Below are 18,370 nucleotides of genomic sequence, written 5' to 3'. Positions count from 1 at the left end.
GTGTCGCAGATTGCGAGGTGGACGGGGTGTTCGTCGATCGCCATGAGGCGGGGATGCGGCTGGCCGAGCGACTGCGCGGGCTCGTCGAGGCCGGGAACGCCGGGAACGCCGGGAACACAGTCGTCATGGGGTTGCCCAGAGGGGGAGTGCCGGTGGCGTTCGAGGTGGCCAAAGCCCTCGGCGCTCCACTGGATGTGATCATCGTCCGCAAGCTCGGGGTGCCGTTCCAGCCGGAGGTCGGGTTCGGTGCCCTCGGGGAGGGCGGGGTACGCGTCGTCGATCGCGACATCGTGTGGCGCGCGAACCTGACCGAGGAGGAGATGGCCGCGGTGGAGGAGCGGGAGCGCGAGGAGCTCCTGCGCCGCGGGCGCCACCTGCGCGGTGAGCGCGCCCCGGTGGATCTGACGGGCCGTACGGTGATCGTGGTGGACGACGGTGTCGCCACCGGCGGAACGGCTCGTGCCGCCTGCCAGGTGGCTCGGGCGCGCGGGGCCTCCCGAGTGGTGCTGGCTGTTCCGGTCGGAGCGCCGGGAACGATCGAGAGCCTGCGTGAGGTCGCCGACGAGGTGGTCTGCCTGCGAACACCGCACGCCTTCTACGCGATCGGTGCCTGGTACCTCGATTTCACCCAGGGCAGCGACGAGGAGGTGATCGAATTGCTGCGGCGGGCCGAAGCCTGGGGCGGCAGGGGTGAGGAGCACGCGCGGGGAGACGATCCTCCCGGTCCCGCCGAGGAGGTCTGGGTGGACGCCGGCCGGGTCCGGCTGCCCGGCAGACTCGTCGTTCCCGAGAGCTGCGCGGGGGTGGTCGTGTTCGTGCACGGCAGCGGCAGCAGCCGCCACAGCCCGCGCAACCGGTACGTGGCCTCGACGTTCAACCGGGCGGGTCTGGCGACGCTGCTGTTCGACCTGCTCACCCCCGAGGAGGAGTTCGACCGGGGCAACGTGTTCGACATCGGGTTGCTGGCGGAAAGACTCGTCCGGGTCACCGGCTGGCTGGGGGATCGGCCTGAGGTGGCGGGCGTCCCGATCGGTTATTTCGGGGCGAGCACCGGAGCCGCGGCCGCGCTGTGGGCGGCGGCGGAGCCGGGCTGCGAGGTCGCCGCCGTCGTCTCCCGGGGTGGGCGGCCCGATCTGGCCGGTCCGCGACTTCCGGCGGTGCGGGCGGCGACCCTGCTGATCGTGGGAGGCCGCGACAAGGCGGTGATCGACCTCAACAGGGCGGCACAGGAACGGCTGCGTTGCGAGAACCTGCTCCGGATCGTCCCCGGCGCCGGTCACCTGTTCGAAGAGCCAGGAACGCTGGAGAGCGTCGCGGCTCTCGCGCAGGAGTGGTTCGCCCGCCACTTCGGGCCACCGGTGAGCTGAGAGCCGTCACAGCCGGCTCGCCGGGGCGAGCCGTGCCGCTCGGCGTGTCCGGCCCGGATGTCTGAGGGACCTTGACCTCTAGTACTACAACGATTGGTTAATTTGGCGGTATGCCGAGTGCGGTGACCGCTGAGGACCTTCAGGCGTGGAGGGCGGGCTTGGCGGAGATGTTCGCGCGGGTGGCGGGCCGCTTCGGGCGGGCCGAGCCGCGTCAACGGGCGCGGGCTTGCCTGCTCGGCCTCCTGGCGCCGGTTGAACGTAGGAACGGCTGGCAATTGGCCGAGGCGGCAGGCGATGACGGCCCGCAGGGAATGCAGCGGCTGTTGAACTCCTCGGCCTGGGACGCCGACGCGGTCCGCGACGACCTGCGAGCGTATGTGGTGGAGTACCTCGGTGACACCAACGGGGGGGGGTGATCGTCGATGAGACCGGGTTCCTCACAGGTCCCAGGCGACCAGGACGACGATGAACGTCGCGGCGATGCAGAGGTTGGCCAGGACGAGGCGGCGGGCCCGGCGGGCCAAGGCGATGACGGCCGGGACGGTGGTCAGGTCGTCGCGGGTCACAACCGCGTCGGCGGTGTCCAGGGCCAGGTCGCACGCCGAGCATCAAGCACGTCGACGTTCAGACGTCGACAGGTGACGGTGAGGCGCTGCCTGCTTGAGCGTTGAGCGAGTGAGCCACCGCTTCTTACCCGGAGCCGCTGAACGCCGGTTGTGATCGTCCGGCTCCGGGTGCACACCCGTTTCCTTTCCTCGGGTCGCCAGGCTCGCACGCCGACCGGAGGTGGAGGTCGGACGTGGAGGGGGTGGGGCGCGTGGGCCAGCACGGGGCCGTACGGGTCGGTGCGCACCGTCGCGGCGTTCAAGCGGGGCAACTCGTGGATCAGGCGGTGCTCGGCGCCGACCGCGATCTCGAGGGGCCGTCACATACGACGGTCGCCGGCCGCTGGAAGGACCTCGGTCGTTCCCGCTCAGCCCGGAGTTCAGGGTTTCAGGAGTCGGCTCAGGGGGCTGCCGGCGTCTGACGTGAGGGTGTCCCACGTGCCTTCTTCCACCACCTGGCCGTTGTCGAGGACGGCGATCTGGGGGGCGCGGCGGATGGTGGCAGGACGGTGTGCGATGACGATCGTGGTGATGTCACATCCGGCGAGCAGTCGAGCGAGCTCGGCATCGCCGACAGTGTCCACGTGGGCGGTCGCTTCGTCGAGGATCAGCACTCTGGGATTGGTCAGCAGGGCACGGGCGAGCGCGACACGGGCTCGTTGACCGCCGGAAAGCGTGGCGCCGCGTTCTCCCACGACGCTGTCCAGGCCCTTGGGCAGGGTGGCGGCGATCCGGTCGATGCCGCATTGCCCGATGACGCGGTCCAGCAGGGCGCCATCTGCGTCGGGTGCGGCCAGGAGGAGGTTGTCCCGGAGGGTGCCGTGGAAGAGGGAGGCGTCCTGGCCGACCAGCGCGACCGCGCTGCGCAGGTCATCGTCGGTGAGGTCGCGCAGGTCGACGGGGCCCTCGGCGGTGGTGAGCTCCACGGTGCCTTCCGTGGGGTCCCAGAAGCGGGCCAGGAGGTGGGCGATGGTGGTCTTCCCCGCTCCGGACGCTCCGACCAGGGCGACGGTGTGGTGCGGGGAAATGGTGAGATCCACCCCGCGCAGCACGGGGGCGTCGCCGTAGGAGAAGTGGAGGTCGCGCAGCCGTACGCCGACCGGACCGTCGGGAAGTGCAGCCGGGCGGGCCGCGGGCGGGGCGGTCGGCGGGGCGTCGATCGCGGCTCTCACCCGCGCGGCGGCGGCGCGCAGGCTGCCTGCCTGGCGCAGGGCGTCGGCGCCGGCGGCCACCGGTGCCAGGACCGAGACGGCCAGAGCCAGCGCGGCGGGAGCCCACGCCCCATGCGGACCGCCGCCCGCGGTCCCGAGGGCGGTGACCACACCGATCAGGGCCGCCACCACGAGGATGTCCTGAACGGAGAGGAAGGCGCCGTCGTGGCGCGCCTCGGCGCGCTGTGCCGACGCCAGTCGGCGGCCGGCGTCGGCGAGTTGCCGGCGTCGGCGGTCCAGGGCGTTGTGGGCGAGGAGTTCCCGGATGCCGTCCACGGTGTCGACGGCATCGGCCGAGAGCCGCGCCGTGGCGGTGCGGACGCGTTCCCCTCGGAGGGTGCGGCCCCGGTCGCCGAGCAGGGGATGTGCCATCAGCGCGGCGGCTGCGGGCAGGACGGCGAGTGCCAGCCAGGGATCGACCAGGCCGAGCACCGCCGTACCGGAGACGAAGACCGCTCCGGAGGCGAGCAGTTGAGCGATGGTGTGGGCGTAGAAGAACTCGAGCGTCTCGATGTCGTTCATCGCGGTCGCCGCCAGGTCGCCGCTACGGCGACCGGCGATGCGAGCGGGGGCGCTGCGCGCCAGACCGTCGTAGATGCGTACCCGCAGCTCGGCGAGCACCCGGTAGGCCAGGTCGTGCGACAGGTCCATCTGCCGCCAGGTCGCCACGGCCCGGAGCAGCACCAGCCCGCCGAGACCGCAGACGGTGCCGGGACCAGGCGCGGCGTGCTCGATGACGGCCCGTCCGGCGGTGTGGGCCAGCCAGGTGACCAGGACGACGAGGGCGACCTGGTCGACCAGGCAGGAGATGATGGTACGGGCGACCATCCGGCGGTGCGGCCGTAGCGCGGGGAGCAGGCCGCGCAGGACGCGCCGGGTGGGCGGTCGGCAATTCATGGCACTCCTCGGCGGGTCAGTTGTGCAGGTCCGCGGTCGCCAGGGCGGCGTAGGTGCCACCCGCGACGGCCAGCGTCCGGTGGTCGCCGACGGCGTCGACCCGACCATGGTCGAGGACCACGATCCGGTCGGCGTCCCGGACGGCGGCCAGCCGGTGGGCGATGATCAGGCAGGTCCGGCCGTGCGCGGCGCGGCGTAACGCCTGGGTGATCTGATGTTCGCGGTGTTCGTCCACCGCGCTGGTGGCCTCGTCCAGTACCAGGACGGGGGCGTCGCAGAGCAGGGCGCGGGCGAGGGCCAGGCGCTGCCGCTGCCCGCCGGAGAGGGTCGCGCCGCGTTCTCCCAGTACGGTCGCGTACCCGTCGGGGAGCGCGGTGATCTCGTCGTGGATGCCCGCGTCCCTGCAGGCGGCGATGAGCTGCCCGTCGGTGGCGTCGGGATCCGCCAGGCGCAGATTGTCGGCGATGGAGGCGGCGAAGAGATAGGTCTCCTGGGAGACCACGGCCACGGTACGGCGTAGCGCGGCCAGGGACAGGTCGCGGATGTCGATCCCGCCGAGCGTCACCGCCCCCGCACCGGGGTCGTGATGGCGTTGCAGGAGCGCCAGCAGCGTGGACTTGCCCGCGCCCGACGGGCCTACCAGTGCGGTCGTACGGCCTGCCGGGCAGTCGAACCCCACCCCGGCGAGGGCGGGACGGCCGGCGCCCGGATAGGCGAAACGGACGTCGGCGAACGCCAGCGTCGGCGCGCTGGGCCACGACGGCGCGAGCGTACCGGTATCGGGTACGGCGGGCCGGGCGGTGCGCAGTGCGGCGATGCCGTCGGCGGCGGAGAGACCCACGTATCCGGCGTGCCATTCCCTGGACAGGTCGCGCAACGGCCGGAAGCACTCGGAGGCGAGCATGAGCAGCAGATAGGACTCGGCGCCGGTGGCGCGGCCGGTGGCCGCCGCGAAGCAGGCCAGCAGGACCGCGCCGAGCGTGCCCGCCTGGATGGCGAGGTCAGTCAGGGCGGTGTCGACCAGAGAGACCCGGAGCTTGGCGACGATGGCCCGGTGCAGCCGGCGCGACCGGTCCTCCAATGCCTGACGCCTACGGTGAACGGCTCCGGTGGCGCGCAGGGTGGGCATCTGTTGCAGCGCTTCCAGATAGTCGGCTGCCACGTCCTCGTAGCTGTCCCAGTGCTCCTTGCCGCGCTTGGCCAGCGCGCGGTCCCACAGCCGGGGGATGAGGAGTGCCGCGGCCACAGCGGCGGCAAGGACGGCGGCGGCCCACGCGTGGATGGTGGCGATCCAGGTCAGAAGCGCGGGCGTGACCAGGCACACCACGGCGAACTGCGGCAGGTAGCGCGACAGGTAGGTGTTGACCCCTTCGACGCCGTCGACCACGGTCGCGCGCAGCGCCCCGGCGCGGGCGGCGGTGCTGTGGGCCGGGCCGAGACGCCCGAGCTGGACGAGCAGTTCGTCACGCAGTTCCAATCGGATCCGCGCGCCGGCGTCGGCGGCGGCCAGCCGCTGCCATCTGATCAGGCCCGCGCGCAGCAACAGCACGGCGCCTACCAAGGCGAGCAGTACGGGTAGCCGGTCGGTGCGGCCACGGGCGATGTCGGCGAGGGTGGCGGCGAGCAGCGCCGCCTGGGTGATGTGAGCGGCGGTGACCGCGGCGAGCAACGCGGTGGCTCGCGACAGCGCCGCCGGCGCGGTACGGGCGGCGCGCAGCAGCTCCGGGTGCAGCATCATCGGCGATCGCTCCGGGAGTGAGGGGACGGCGGGCGGGGGGAAGCCAGCGCGAGACCGTGGACGACCCGTCGCTGCCCGCCCGGGCCGCCGAGTGCGGCTCCCAGGTCGGCGGCCTGCCAGGAGCCGATCGGCCGGGTGCGCAGACCGGCGGCGGTCGCGGTGAGTTCGGCGCAGGCGGTGGCGTAACCCGCGGTCAGATGCTCCACGCGTATCTGCTCGGTGGAAGCCGAATCCGGTGCGCCCACCGCCAGGAGTACGGCTCCGGCGTGCGCGAGCCAGCCTTGCCCGGCAGCCCACCCGGCCAGCGTGGGCCGCGCCTCTCCACTGGCGATGGGGCGGAGCGCTCCGGGCTCCGAGGCGTTGGCGGTCACCAGGCCCGGGGGCGTGCCGACGGCAGCACACCAGGACAGGTCGTACGCGCGGGCGCGGCCGGCCGTGGACAGCACGGCGGCGAGGGCGCCGGAATCCGGTTGTCCGGTCAGGGGCGGTGGCGCGCTGCGGCGGTCGGCGATGGCCTGTCTCAATGACGGGTTCTCGCAGGGAAAGGGGCGTTCGGCGGCCCGCCATGTGGTCGGGGAGGTGGTGCGGCACAGGGCGGCCAGCACGGCTCCGGCCCGATGTCCGGCCGGGCTCGGTGCGGGGCCGGCTGCCGGCGGCGTCCCCGGCGGCTCGGCGGCCCAGGCGGTGAGCGGGCACGGGGCGGCGTGGCCGGACTCACCGTCTGATGCGCGGACTGCGATGTGGACGGCGGCCAGCGGATGTTCCGGTGTGGTGTCCACCCAGGCGGCGTGCCACCGGTCGGGCGCGGGCAGCCCGGCGGCCGCAGCCAACAGGGTCATGTCGGCGTTCAACGTCAACCGGGCACGGTGCCCGTGGGCGAGGGCGGCCATGGCGAGGGCGGCCACTGCGTGTCCGGTGTCCAGGAGCAGCAGCGGCCAAGCTCGGTGGCCGTAATAGGAGACGGTTCGCTGGACGGTGACCGTGAGCACGAAGACGATCCCATGCGGTGCCGCCGGGGCGGGGCCGCGCCGGCGAGCCCGATGTTTCAGCGGGTCGTAGGCGTAGCGCCCTGGCGGCAACGAACACCCCTTGCCGACCAGCAGATGGACGTTGACCGGGTGCAGCCCGCCTGCGGAAGCCACGGGTCGCAGCCGCGCCGCGGTCACGCCGTCGTGGTCGCCGCCGGGCTTGAGCGGCTCTGCCCGGAGTCCGGCCGGTCCGGCTGCCAAGGAGTACATCAGCAGGCGCCCCAGGTGAATGTCGCCCACGCCGGCCCCGGCATCGGTCGGCTCACCGGTCCAGCGCCCTCTGGTGGGGCCCGCGGGGGTGTGCGGGCCGACCGGCCGGGTGGAACGAGCCTCGGCGATCGCCTCGGCGACCAGCCGGTCGGTGGAGGTGGCGTTCATGTTCGACCACCCCTCACATGTGTGGGGGCGGGGCGAGGGTGAAGTCGCCGGGGCCGGTCGGAGCGGTGGCACGCCACTCCCGGGCGAGTGCCGCTTGCGAGAAACGCGGGCAGCCGTAGTAGGCGAACGCGGCGGGGGCGTTGGGAACCAGGCCGGTGACCAGGACACGGGCCACGCGCAGCGGCGTCTCGGCCACATCGGGCGTGGTCAGGTCGAAGGTGACGACGCGGTGGCCGCCGGCGGCGAGACATGCGCGGAGCCGCTCCGGCGAACCCGCGACGACCTGGTCGATCGGCACCGTCCGTACAGGGTGGGTGAAACGCCGCGCCAGCGGGGCCAGTCGGTCGTCCAGCCAGACCTGGACGTGGGCGCCCAGGTCGCGCACGCGGGCGAAGTTCTCCCCGGCGTCGTCGAGGTAACGGCGATCCGCCCGGTGGTCCAGATACAGGCCCTTCGCGAGCATCCCGGCGTCGATGGCCTGGAACACCCATCCGCCGGCGTGGGTGAGGCCCTGAGTGAAGACCCACGTGTGCACCGCCTCCAGGACGGCCTTCCGGGCGGCCTCGGCCGGGTCGTACCGGCAGGCGAACCCGGCCGCATACAGCTCGCGATCGGCGTCGTACACCAGGGCGGCCATGGCGGGGGCGAACTCGTTCGGCATCTCCACCACCCAGGTGCGCAGCGGCGACCCCGCGAGGTCGGCCGGTAGTCCGGGGATGCTGTCCACGTCGATACCTCGGGTGGGGCCGTCCAGGTGCCACCACAGTTCCAGGGCGTCGCGTTCGACGGTTTCCAGCAGCGCGCGTTCGACGGCGTCGGCGAGACCGGCGCCGGTCGCGATACCCGCGTAGTTCAGGTGGTGGGTGCGAGGCAGGGCTGTCAGCTCGCCCTGCCGCCAGTTGAGATGGGTCAGCGCTACGGGGGCCAGGCAGTCACGTTCGCCGCCGTCGGGTGACTGCTCGGTGCCCAGCGCCCACAGCGCCTCGGTGGCCTCGGTGAACCGCCGGTACGGAAAGCCTGGCCGGTCGTACTGCCAGTCGGCGTAGGCGGGTAGTTCGGCCGGGGCGAGATGGTTCCGCCCGGAGAGGTCGGCCGCGGTGGCCCGCAGCGGAGCGTCCGGTTCGCCGGGGGGCGGGAGCCGGTTGCCGCAGTATCGCTCCACCGCCTCGGCGATAGCGGCGATGCGGGCTCCTTCTGGATCGCCGAAGGTGGTGCCCAGGGCGACACGGTCGGCCGGCCATGCTCCGAACCTGCGGGCGTCGCTGACATCGGCGGTCATCGCCACGTAGCGGGCCGGGGTCTCCGGGGGGTACGCGACGGGAGCCACCGACCGGATCAGCCCGCAGACCGGGTCGACCAGCGCGTCCACCGGAAGAGGATGCGCGGGCGTGGCGCCGGTGCGGTGCACGGGAGCGGTGGTGGTCTCGGTGGGTGCGGTCACCTGGTGATCTCCTCGGCTGGGTCGACGGATCGGATGATGGCGGCCTGGGCGAGGACGGGCAGCAGCAGGTGGCTGCCGCCCGGGACGATGGTGCGCCGGGAGGGCTGCAGGACGGTCGTGCGCAGCGGGTCGCGTCCGGTGTGGGGGTTGCGGACATGGGCGGGGAAGTGGTGGCCCGCCACCTCCAGCCGCAGCCGGGCTCCCGCCGGCAGCCGGCGGAACAGCGGGCCGAGCGGGATCTCGACCACGGCCCGGGCCCCGACCGGTGCCTGTCTGCGCGTGATCCCGGTGGCCAGTGGCTCGGCGGTGCCCTCGGGACTGATGAGGACCAGGCGAGCGGCCCAGTCGGCGGTGAAGGTGTCCGCCGTGGCCAGGATCCGGACCTCGGCCTCCCCGGCCAGGTCGAGCATGCCGGGCAGCGGCTCGCCAGCGGCCAGGAACCGGTCAGGAGGCCCGCACGTGGGGACGTCGAGGCGGTCCGACCGCACCGGACGTTCCGGATCCGCGACGAACTCCGTCCCCCGCAGTACTCGCAGACCCGTCCCCCCGCCGTCCATGCACACGCGGGTGGACGTGTGGTCCAGCTCTTGGGCGGACAGCCATTGGCCGGTGCCCTCCAGGGCGACGGCGCCGCGGCGCCCGGTCAGCGTGCCGTCCAGTGCGGCCTGCGCGAACCTCACGTACAGCGGTCCCAGTGCCAGCCGGTGGCCCTGGCCAGAGATCCGGCCGGGGGAAGCGGTGAGAGTGTGACCCCAGGGACCGAGGAGCAGCCGGGCGGCCCCCAAGCCTCGGCGGCCCCAAGCCCGCCACAGCGCCATCGTTTCGGTGACGAACGGGTCGTGACCGCCGCCCACGGCGAGCAGTGGCATCGTTCCCGACTCGGCCCGCGCTCCGTTGTCGCCCGCTCCCGTACCACTGCCGACGGTTCCGGCGGGGTCGCCCGAGCGCCGCGCGTCCCAGAGCCGTTTCCAGGAGGGGAGCGGGCGTCCGAGCCGCCGGGGCAGATCCAGCACCGGCAGGTGGTCGAGCAGGGCGGGGTCGGTGGCCAGGGCCCGGTCCAGCTCGGACGGGTCGCTGTCCGGACGGTCACCGTGGGCGGCCCACCACCCCGCTCTCGCCAGCAGCCGTTCGGCACCGCCCGCCTCGCGCGCGGTCTCCGCCAGACCGAGCGCCGGTACGGCGACGATCGCGGCGTCGGGCCGGACCGCGGGGTCGGCGTGCAGTGCAATGGCCAGTACGCAGTGGGCGGCGTAGGAGGCGCCACAGGCGACGATCACGCCGTTGCTCCATGGCTGCCGGCGCAGTGCCCGCACGGTGGCCGCGCCGTCCTCGGCTTCGTTGAGGTAGGGGTGCCACTCGCCGCCGGAACCGTGTCGACCGCGTACGTCCTGGGCCACCGCGACGAAACCCCGTCGTGCCCAGGAGCGCAGCTCCGCGGCGTGCGAGCGCCGGTCGTACGGGGTGCGGATCAGGACGCAGGAAAACGGTCCGGGCCCATCCGGCAGGCAGAAGTCTGCTGCCAGGGTCGCGTCGTCGCCGGTGGCGACCGCCATGCCGGAAGAGGGAGTCATGTGCGGCGTGGCCCGATCGGGGCGACGCGTGGGACGGGCAGCACGCAGTGCTCGGTGGCCTGCAGATCCCGCAGGTCGACCTTGCGCAGGCGCCGTCGATCGGGCAGGCGCTCTCCTCGGGCCCATCTGGCGAGGTCGGTGGCGACGAGAGCGGCGACGGTGGCCGCAGCCGCGGTTCCGGTGACCGGGTGCGGGCCGCCGACGGAGTCGCCTGCCCAGTAGGCGGCCAGTTCGTGATGGGCCGGGGTGGCGGCAAGGCGGCGCGCGGCCACGTGGGCGGCGAGCACGTCGCCCGGGGCGGCGGCGATCGGTTCGATCCAGGCTTGCCAGCCTTCACGATGGCAGCGAGCCCAGGCGATGCCCTGCGCGGGTAGCCGGTCGGCGTCCTCCCACAGTCCCGGAGGAGCGGGACGGTCAAGGCACCAGACCACTGCGACGACGTCGGATGTGGCGGATGCCGATGCTCCGGCGAGTGCCGTGACGTCTCGTGGGGTAGCGGGACGGGGCCGAGCCCCCTCTGCCGACAGGAACTCGGTGAGCGGGGATGTCAGCCGTTCGTCGCCAAGTACGAGGACGTCGGCGCGGTCTGCAGGCCACGACGGCGGCGCGTCGAGATAGCCGGCGTCGGTGAAGGCGCCCAGCAGTCGTTCGACCTCCTGCCTCGCGGGCCGGTCCGAGCTGCCGCCGGTCGCCGCGGTGGCCGGGCCGAGCAGTCGCAGCAGCTCCGCCGTGGCCTCGGGAGAGGCGTTGAGGCGCAGGAACTCTCCGTCGGGAGCCCGGACCGCAGGTGGCTGCCCGCTGGTGATGACGATCTCGACGCCGGGGGCGAGTTGGGGCCTTGACACGTTTCCTCCTCATGCGCCGGGGCTGCTTGGGGACAGGGACGGGCCCGCCCGAAAGCATCTCCGGACGGGCCCGCCGGTGCTGTTTACTCCTGGTCGTCGTCGAAGGGGTTCTCGACGAGGGCGTTGGAGTGGGTCGCGGACAGGTGTGGGAGGTGGGACTGTTCGGAGATCGGGGTGAAGACCTGCTGCTCCATGGTTCCTCCTGACTGTTGACTGCGATATCTGTCGATATCAGTACTAATGATAGTGAAAACCATTATCAATATCAACAGGGATGGATCGGTCGGGATAACAGACTGGCCATCCGCGCTCGGGATCACGGCCCACCCTGCCTTCGATACCGAAGACATCCCGCAGCAGCTCAGAGGTGACCACCCGGTCCGGCGGCCCGTCCGCCGCCACGTGTCCGTCCCGCAGCGCCACCAAGCGCTCCGCGAAGCGGGCGGCGAGATCCAGGTCGTGCAGGACCATCAGCACGGTCAACCGCCGCTCCTCGCGCAACCGGGCCACCAGTTGCAGTACTTCAAGCTGGTGCCGCAGATCGAGATAGGTGGTCGGCTCGTCCAGCAGGAGGACGGGCGTGTCCTGGGCCAGGGCCAGGGCGAACCGTACTCGCTGCCGCTCACCGCCGGACAGCGTCTCCACCGGCCGGTCCGCCCACTCCTGCACACCGACGTCCCGCATCGCGCGAACGGTCGCCGCGTCGTCGCCGACGCGGAGCATCCCCAGCGGGCCCCGCACGGCGTACCGGCCCTGCCGGACTAACTGCCGTACCGTCAGTCCCGGTACGGCGGGGGCTGACTGGTGCAGCAGGGCGACCTTACGGGCGGCGGCGCGGCGAGGAGTCCGTGCCATGTCGGCGCCGTCCACCCACACCCGTCCCGACTCGGGACGCAGCACTCCCGCCGCGAGTCGCAACAGGGTGCTCTTGCCGCAGCCGTTGAGGCCGACCAGGGTGACGAACTCGCCGGCTCCGACCCGCAGGCTGACCTGGTCGAGCACGCGCCGGCCGGGATAACCGAAGGTCACCCGATCGATGTCCAGCACGGCGGCGCCCGGATCCGCTTCCGTATTTGCTGCCGGGGTCGTCGTCGCGGTGCCGGAATCGTCGATCAGTTCGGACACGGTCTGCACTCCTTGTTCGCATGGGGACATCCCGGCGTGAGATCACGGATCGACGGCATGCCGTCGGGCGACGAACAGCAGCACCATCGCGCCCACGCAGGTGGTCACCGCGCCGACCGGGACGTTGACGTGATCGGCTCCCCAGGCGGTGACCACCCTGGACAGCCACTGGGCGGCCGCGTCGGCACCGGCGACGGCGACGGCGCCGGTGAGTGCCGCGCCCGGCAGCGTGAGCCGCAGATCGGCTCCAAGCAGGGCAAGCGCCGCGTGCGGCACGACCAGTCCGACGAACCCGAGCGCTCCCACCGAGGCCACCGCGCCCGCGGTGAGGGCCACCGCACACAGGAGCGCGAAGCCGCGCGCCCGCGCCGGAGCCAGACCGGCCGCCTCCGCCACCTGCTCGCCGCAACGCAGCAGCGTCAGCGGGCCCGAGGTCAGGCAGGCGACGAGGCCCCAGCCCAGCGCCCACGGCCACAGCAGCACCCAGTGCTGCCACGTCCGGGCTTCCGTGGTCCCGACCATCCACTGCACGAAGCTGCCCAGTTCACTCGGCACCACCAGCAGGAGCACCGCCGTCAGCCCGCCCAAGACAGCCGAGACGAGAACGCCTTGCACCGCCGTGGCGGCGGGATCGGATCGCGCCCGGCCGGTCAGCAGCCACAGCAGGCCCGCGCCGCCGCAGCCACCGACGACCGCGGCGATCATGACCGCGGCCGGTGACGTCCAGTCGGCCAGACCCAGTCCCGTCGCCGCGACCGCGCCGAGCACCGCGCCGGGGGTGACCCCGGTGACCTCCGGCGCCGCCAGCGGGTTACGCAACGCCGCCTGCAGGATCAGCCCGGCGAGGCCGAGACTGGTCCCGGCTCCGAGCGCGACCAGCACCCTGGGCAGCCGGACCTGCCAGACCAGGTGGTCGGCGATCGGGTCGACCGTGCCGCCTGTCAGCGCCTGCCACAGTTCGACCACCGTCAGCGCGCGTCCCGCCGCCAGATCCGCCATGGCCGCCAGGGGCACGGCGAGCAGCAGCACCCCGAGGATCAGCGCGGATCGGCGCCGCCGTCCTCGGCAGGAGGGTGTCGCGCCGGGCGTGGTGAGGGCGGTGCGCGAGGACCGCTTCACGAGCGTCATCCGGCACCCGCCCTCTGCTCAGTACGGATGCCGCGCAGCAGTGCCACTCCTGCGGGCACCCCGACCAGGGCCGTCCAGGCTCCGACAGGAGTCTCCACCGGCATGAAGACCAGACGCGCGGCTTGGTCCGCCCACACCGTGATCACCGCGCCCCACACCACCGCCCAGGGCAGCCACCTCACCACGTCGGCGTCCGGACGCAGCCGCCGCGCCAGATGCGGGGCGAGGAAACCCACCCACGCGACCGGGCCGCACACCGCCACCACGGGGGCGATGAGCAACACGGAGACGGCCAGCGCCCCCAGTCGGGCATGCCGGACCCGCAGCCCCAGGGCGCCGGCGTCCTCGTCGCCGAGCCGCAGCACCGACAGCATCGGGGCGCACAGCACCACGAGCGGAATGGCCAGCAGCAGCCACGGCCAGATTCCGTGCCACGCTTCCCAGGTACGGCCGGACAGGCTCCCCAGCAGGTAGCGGAAGATCACCTGAAGATCGAGCTGGTCGGCCATCACCATCAGCACCAGCAGCGCGGACTGGAGCGCAGCCGCCACGGCGGCTCCGGTCAGCAGCACCGCCGAAGGGCTCCGGCCGAAGCCGGCGGCGACCAGCGTCGCGACCCCGCCAAGTCCGGCTCCCGCCAGCGCGAGTAGCGGATAGGACCAGCCGGGCAGGGACAGCGCGAGCACCAGCGGAGCGGCGACGCCCAGTGCCGCCCCCGAGGACACCCCGAGCATCTCGGGAACGGCCAGCGGGTTGCGCAGTGCCTCTTGCATCACGAGGCCGGCCGCCCCCAGGCAGCCGCCGGCGACCAGCGCCAGCAGCAGCCGGGGCAGTCTGACCTCTCTCACCACCAGTGCCACCAACCCGTCCGCCACCCCACCGCTCAGCACGCCGGCCAGCCGGGACGGCGAGATGGTGGGCGTGCCGAGGCAGAGCGCGCACAGCGCGGCGGCGGCCAGCAGCCCGGTCGCCAGGACGGCCGTCCGCGTCATCGCAGGTGGGCCGTGGCTTCGTCCAAGACCACGCCGAGGGATCGGGTGCCACGGCCCTTGGCCCATACCTCCGGGTCGACCTCGATCACCTTGCCGTTCTTGACCGCCGGGATCTGCGACCACAGGGGGTTGTCGGCCATCTTCTCCGACAGCTTCTCTTCTGGCGCGCCGAACGCGATGGTCTCCACGAAGAGCACGTCGACCTCGCGTGCCAGGATCTCCTCCAGGCTGTAGGTGCCCTCGATGCCGCGGTTTTCCCATGGATAGTCACAGATCCGCGGGAACATCCCGGCCGCCACGTCTCCGCCCGGCGTGGCCACGCCGAAGTTCTCGTCGCTGCCGAAGACGATCAGTGCTGTCTTGTCGCTCTTGGCTTTCTCGGCTCGGGCCAGCTTGTCTCGCAGGCGTTGCTCGGCGGCGACCGCCTCGTCTCCGCGGTGGGTGAGCGCGGCCAGGTCGCGCAGGTAGGCGACGCTGTCCTGCCACGTCGTCGGCTGCATGGCCCAGAACGTGGTGGCGCCTTGCAGCGCGGGAGCCAGTTTTCCGTGCGTGTCCTCCAGGCCGATCACCAGGTCCGGCTTGTGGGACAGGATCGCCTCCACCTCGGGGCTGATGAAACCGCCCGGGATGACGGGGATCTGCTGTGCCTTCTCCTTGCCGAGGAACTGCGGATGGGCGAGGAGCGCGGAGTTGGTAGCCGCCGGTACCAGGCCGAGCTCGGTGAGTATGTCGTCGCACAGGGCCAACAGGCAGACGACCCGTTCCGGGACGCGCTTCACGGAGACCTTCTTCCCCCGCACATCTGTGATGCTCGTGGCGTCGGCGACCGGCTGAACCGGTGGAAGCTGCGCGGCGTCGCCAAAGGCGCTTCCCGTGCCGGCCCCGGAGGCGGGACCGCTGTTCGCGTTTCCACCGCAGCCGACCAGCAGCACGGCGGCGGTGGCGAGCGCGACGGCGCGCCGTGACAGGCGACGGTAGGTGCGGGGCATGCTCATGGGTTCTCTCTCGCGAGGGGGAACGGGACGAATCGGTCGAGAGGCCGTTCGGGCAAGGGGTGCCCCTCCACACGATGTCCCGACATGATAATGGTTTTCATTACTTCTGCATACTCGACCCCCTTGGAGCATTCCGTGACATCCCTGCGACTCGTCGCGGCCGACCACGTCGCCGGCGCCGTCTACGTCATCGAGCCGCGCACCGGCCGCGTCCTGACCCGGCTCCACGGACGCCATCCGGCCGAGCACGCCGGATTCCTGCACCTGGCGGACGCAAGGGTCGCCTTCGTCGACGATCTCGCCGGCGAGCTGGTCGTCCTCGCCCCCTTCGCCGCCGGAACCGGCGATCCGACGGTGGTGGCCAGCGCGCCGGTAGCTGTTCCCGCCGAACACATGGCCGCCGATCCCGGTGGTCGCTTCGTAGTGGTGACGAGCGGCTGCGGCCGCTCCTGGGAACCGTGGAGCGACCTCCTCACCATCGTCGACCTGGACCCGCGGACGGGCGGCGGCCCGGGGGAGGCCGTCCGGCCCTGGGCGGTACGGGTGCGGACCCGCATCGGTGAACCGGGCGTCACGGTAATCCCCGGCCGCGCCGCCCCGGCGAACGCGCAAGAGCCTGCCGCTGCCGATGACCTGTTCGTCCTGCTGCGGCATCGCATGCCCGGGGCGTTACACGCCCACCGGCTCTCCCACCTCCTCGACGCGCTTCCGGGCTGCCCCAAGGTCGAACCCCTCATCCGGCTCCCTCTGCCCGACGACGGACACGGAGACGCCGCGGATCCGGCGACCGGACAGGTGTTTGCCGCGACTGGCGGTGGTGTGCACCGCGCCCGCCTCAGCGACGCCGGCCTGGTCGCCGAGCCTCCATTGCCCTGGGACGTTCCTGGACATCACGGCGGTCGGGGTTATTACCTGCGGCTGGATCCGGCACGCCGGACCCTGTGGAGCAATGTGCGCGGCGGACCGGAGGAGCCGGGGGAGTGGCCGCTGTGGACCAACGACGCGTGGTGGCACCGCCTGGACGACGAGACCACCGGCCGGGTGCCCCTCGGTCCAGGTCTGGTCTTCCGGCTGGCCTTCTGTGCCGATCGGGTCGTCTTCACCCGCATACACCCGGACGGGGACGAGCTGATCGTGGTCGGCGCCGACGACCCCGCCGTCCTCGCCCGCGTCCCGCTACCGCCGATGGACGGCGCTCCCCGCAAGGGTGGCACGCCCTGGGACGGCGTGCAACGCCGCGCCGTCGCCGCCTCTCCGACCGCTCCCCTGGTTGCGGTCACCCGCGGTGGCCACGGGCAGATCCACCTGATCGACCTGTCGGCCGGTGCGGAACTGCACACGCTCCACCTGCCCACCTCCTTCGACGAAGGCGGCCACATGGCTCTGATCGCGACCGACGACGGCTCGCCGGGGGACGCCGTCGGTCGCTGAGCGTTGCTGCCGTACGGCTTCCACTCAAGCGGCGTGACCGACCCGGTCGGGATGCGGGGCACCGGGGAGGCGTACCCGATCGGAAGAACCGTCGATCACCTCTAACCCTTGATGGACAAAAGGGTTAATGATAATGATTTTCGTATTCAATGAGCAGTGTTTCCTTCTTCGGAGGTCTCATGCGTCACCGCACTGTCGTCGCCGCGACCGCGGCCCTACTGGCACTTTCCTTGCAGGTCCAACCCGTTATGGCCGAGCAGAGTATCGAGGCCAGGCTGGTAGTCGCGGACGCGGCCGCCGGAAGCGTGCATGTCTACGCGATCCCGTCGAACAGGAAGCTGACCACCATCAGCGGCCGCAGGTTCGCCGACCACTCCGGCATGCAACCGCTGCGAGACGGACGGCTGCTGTTCGTCGACGAGGCGAACCACGAACTGGTCGCACTACAGACCCGCGGCATGCCCAGGATCGTTGGTACGGCCGAGTTGCCCGAAGGCGAGGCCACCCACCTCGCCGTGGACGAGAGCGGCCGCTACGCCGTGGTGGCGGCGGCAGGGGAACACGACCACGAGGAAGGCGAGGAGGAGCACGAGGAGGAGGCCCACGGCCTGCTGACCGTCGTCGATCTGCAGAACTACCGGTCGTCCACGATCGAGGTCGACAGCGCGCACCCCGGCATCATGGTCAGCGGCGACACGGTGGTCCACCGCGGCGACGGCGAACTGGAGACCTACCCGATCGCCGACATCATCGCCAATCCCGGAGCACATCTGGAGCCCACGAGCACGCTGCCCACCGGGGCGAACGGGCACGGCGAAGCCTCCCACGCGAACGGGCTGGTACTGGGCGCCACGGACGCCGGCCTGGAAACCGCACGGGTCGTCGACGGCGAGCTTCAGCGGGTACGGACCGTCGCCTGGCCGACGCCGGGCCGCGCCAGCTACGTCCGCGTGACCCGTGAGAAGCTGATCACCTATACCTCCGACAGGCCCGGCGACGACTGGCAGAACTGGCGGAACGACGCCCTCAGTGTGATGCCCGAGACCGGTGCGACCACGAGCGCGGCGCTCGGAAACGGCTTCATGTTCCGGCACGCCTTGTCCGACCGGTACGCGGGATACGTCCTCCACCAGCTCGCAGCCGACCAGGTGTACTTCACCAACGTGAAGACCGGCCAGGTCACCACCCAGGTGCGACTACCCTCCCTGCCGGGTGGCCCAGCGGTGGGACAGTCGCCGTGGGAGGCCCAGATGCGTCGCATCACGCTCGACCCGTTCGGCGCGCTGGCCTACGTGACCGGCGGCGGCACCGGCAAGATCTCCGTCATCTCTCCGGACCTGGGCCGGGTCGTCGGCACGATCACCACACCGACCTCGCTCAACGGTGGCGGCGCGCTCACCGTTGTTGTTCCTGGCCAGGACATTCCTGACAGGATCGGCCGGTAATCAGAAAGGCCACGGGGCAACCCGCTGCCCGCCGTCGAGCCCTTCGGCGGGGGCCGCCTGTTCCGTCTCGCGACCCACCTTGTCCGGGACCGCGCGGGTGTTGACGCCCTCGGATAAGGCGAGCCAGTGTGGCCGGCTCGGGGTATACGGTGGTGAGATCCCGCAGCAGGTCG

Annotated in this window: 15 protein-coding genes and 1 pseudogene; 4 read left to right on the top strand and 12 right to left on the bottom strand. The window is 72.1% G+C overall.

From position 1 onward, the window contains the following. Nucleotides 1-26: 26 nt before the first annotated feature. Nucleotides 27-1,367: a phosphoribosyltransferase family protein gene (locus AB0B96_RS20945; protein ID WP_362900909.1), complete on the top strand. Its 1,341-nt coding sequence runs from the start codon at nt 27-29 to the stop codon at nt 1,365-1,367. Between the two features lie 167 nt (nt 1,368-1,534). After that, nucleotides 1,535-1,806, top strand: a pseudogene (locus tag AB0B96_RS20940) (transposase); the annotation flags it as partial. Here the strand turns inward: AB0B96_RS20940 and AB0B96_RS20935 are convergent. The 12 genes from AB0B96_RS20935 to AB0B96_RS20880 form a co-directional block, all read right to left on the bottom strand. Next, nucleotides 1,805-1,933, bottom strand: coding sequence for a hypothetical protein (locus AB0B96_RS20935; RefSeq protein WP_362900907.1), 129 nt, complete (start codon nt 1,931-1,933; stop codon nt 1,805-1,807). The pseudogene AB0B96_RS20940 and the gene AB0B96_RS20935 sit on opposite strands and share 2 nt — an antisense overlap. 419 nt (nt 1,934-2,352) lie before the next feature. Further along, nucleotides 2,353-4,080, bottom strand: a complete 1,728-nt coding sequence (locus AB0B96_RS20930) for an ABC transporter ATP-binding protein (RefSeq protein ID WP_362900905.1) — start codon at nt 4,078-4,080, stop codon at nt 2,353-2,355. 16 nt (nt 4,081-4,096) lie between these two features. Next, the gene (locus AB0B96_RS20925; protein ID WP_362900903.1) at nt 4,097-5,818 is read right to left on the bottom strand and encodes an ATP-binding cassette domain-containing protein; all 1,722 of its coding nucleotides are present in this window, start codon (nt 5,816-5,818) and stop codon (nt 4,097-4,099) included. Next, nucleotides 5,815-7,224: a hypothetical protein gene (locus AB0B96_RS20920; RefSeq protein WP_362900901.1), complete on the bottom strand. Its 1,410-nt coding sequence runs from the start codon at nt 7,222-7,224 to the stop codon at nt 5,815-5,817. Before AB0B96_RS20920 ends, AB0B96_RS20925 begins: the two co-directional genes overlap by 4 nt. A 13-nt stretch (nt 7,225-7,237) precedes the next feature. Continuing rightward, the gene (locus AB0B96_RS20915; RefSeq protein WP_362900899.1) at nt 7,238-8,665 is read right to left on the bottom strand and encodes a YcaO-like family protein; all 1,428 of its coding nucleotides are present in this window, start codon (nt 8,663-8,665) and stop codon (nt 7,238-7,240) included. Continuing rightward, nucleotides 8,662-10,218, bottom strand: coding sequence for a CocE/NonD family hydrolase (locus AB0B96_RS20910; protein WP_362900897.1), 1,557 nt, complete (start codon nt 10,216-10,218; stop codon nt 8,662-8,664). The genes AB0B96_RS20915 and AB0B96_RS20910 overlap by 4 nt, the downstream gene beginning before the upstream one ends. A gap of 14 nt (nt 10,219-10,232) precedes the next feature. Further along, nucleotides 10,233-11,081, bottom strand: a complete 849-nt coding sequence (locus AB0B96_RS20905; protein ID WP_362900895.1) for a hypothetical protein — start codon at nt 11,079-11,081, stop codon at nt 10,233-10,235. Nucleotides 11,082-11,164: 83 nt separating this feature from the next. Next, nucleotides 11,165-11,275 (bottom strand): streptamidine family RiPP, encoded by a 111-nt coding sequence (gene amiA / locus AB0B96_RS20900; protein ID WP_362900893.1) that lies wholly within the window; start codon nt 11,273-11,275, stop codon nt 11,165-11,167. Between the two features lie 43 nt (nt 11,276-11,318). Further along, the gene (locus AB0B96_RS20895) at nt 11,319-12,206 is read right to left on the bottom strand and encodes an ABC transporter ATP-binding protein (RefSeq protein WP_362900891.1); all 888 of its coding nucleotides are present in this window, start codon (nt 12,204-12,206) and stop codon (nt 11,319-11,321) included. Between the two features lie 42 nt (nt 12,207-12,248). Further along, on the bottom strand, nt 12,249-13,334 hold the full coding sequence (locus AB0B96_RS20890; protein WP_362900889.1) for an iron ABC transporter permease: 1,086 nt from the start codon (nt 13,332-13,334) through the stop codon (nt 12,249-12,251). Beyond that, complete coding sequence (locus tag AB0B96_RS20885; RefSeq protein ID WP_362900887.1) at nt 13,331-14,326, bottom strand: iron ABC transporter permease; 996 nt, start codon at nt 14,324-14,326, stop codon at nt 13,331-13,333. Before AB0B96_RS20885 ends, AB0B96_RS20890 begins: the two co-directional genes overlap by 4 nt. After that, the gene (locus AB0B96_RS20880; RefSeq protein WP_362900885.1) at nt 14,323-15,321 is read right to left on the bottom strand and encodes an ABC transporter substrate-binding protein; all 999 of its coding nucleotides are present in this window, start codon (nt 15,319-15,321) and stop codon (nt 14,323-14,325) included. Before AB0B96_RS20880 ends, AB0B96_RS20885 begins: the two co-directional genes overlap by 4 nt. 135 nt (nt 15,322-15,456) lie before the next feature. On the opposite strand from AB0B96_RS20880, the gene AB0B96_RS20875 reads away from it, so the two are divergent. Both AB0B96_RS20875 and AB0B96_RS20870 read left to right on the top strand, forming a co-directional pair. After that, entirely contained in the window at nt 15,457-16,752 is a 1,296-nt protein-coding gene (locus tag AB0B96_RS20875) for a hypothetical protein (protein WP_362900883.1), read from the top strand. Nucleotides 16,753-17,000: 248 nt separating this feature from the next. Next, a complete protein-coding gene (locus AB0B96_RS20870) occupies nt 17,001-18,197 on the top strand; it encodes a hypothetical protein (protein WP_362900881.1) in 1,197 nt (398 codons plus the stop codon). Nucleotides 18,198-18,370: the final 173 nt, after the last annotated feature.

Origin of the sequence: Streptosporangium sp. NPDC049046 (assembly GCF_040649155.1) — a bacterium.
Classification (GTDB): Bacteria; Actinomycetota; Actinomycetes; order Streptosporangiales; family Streptosporangiaceae; genus Streptosporangium.
This window is presented reverse-complemented; position numbering and strand designations above follow the sequence as displayed.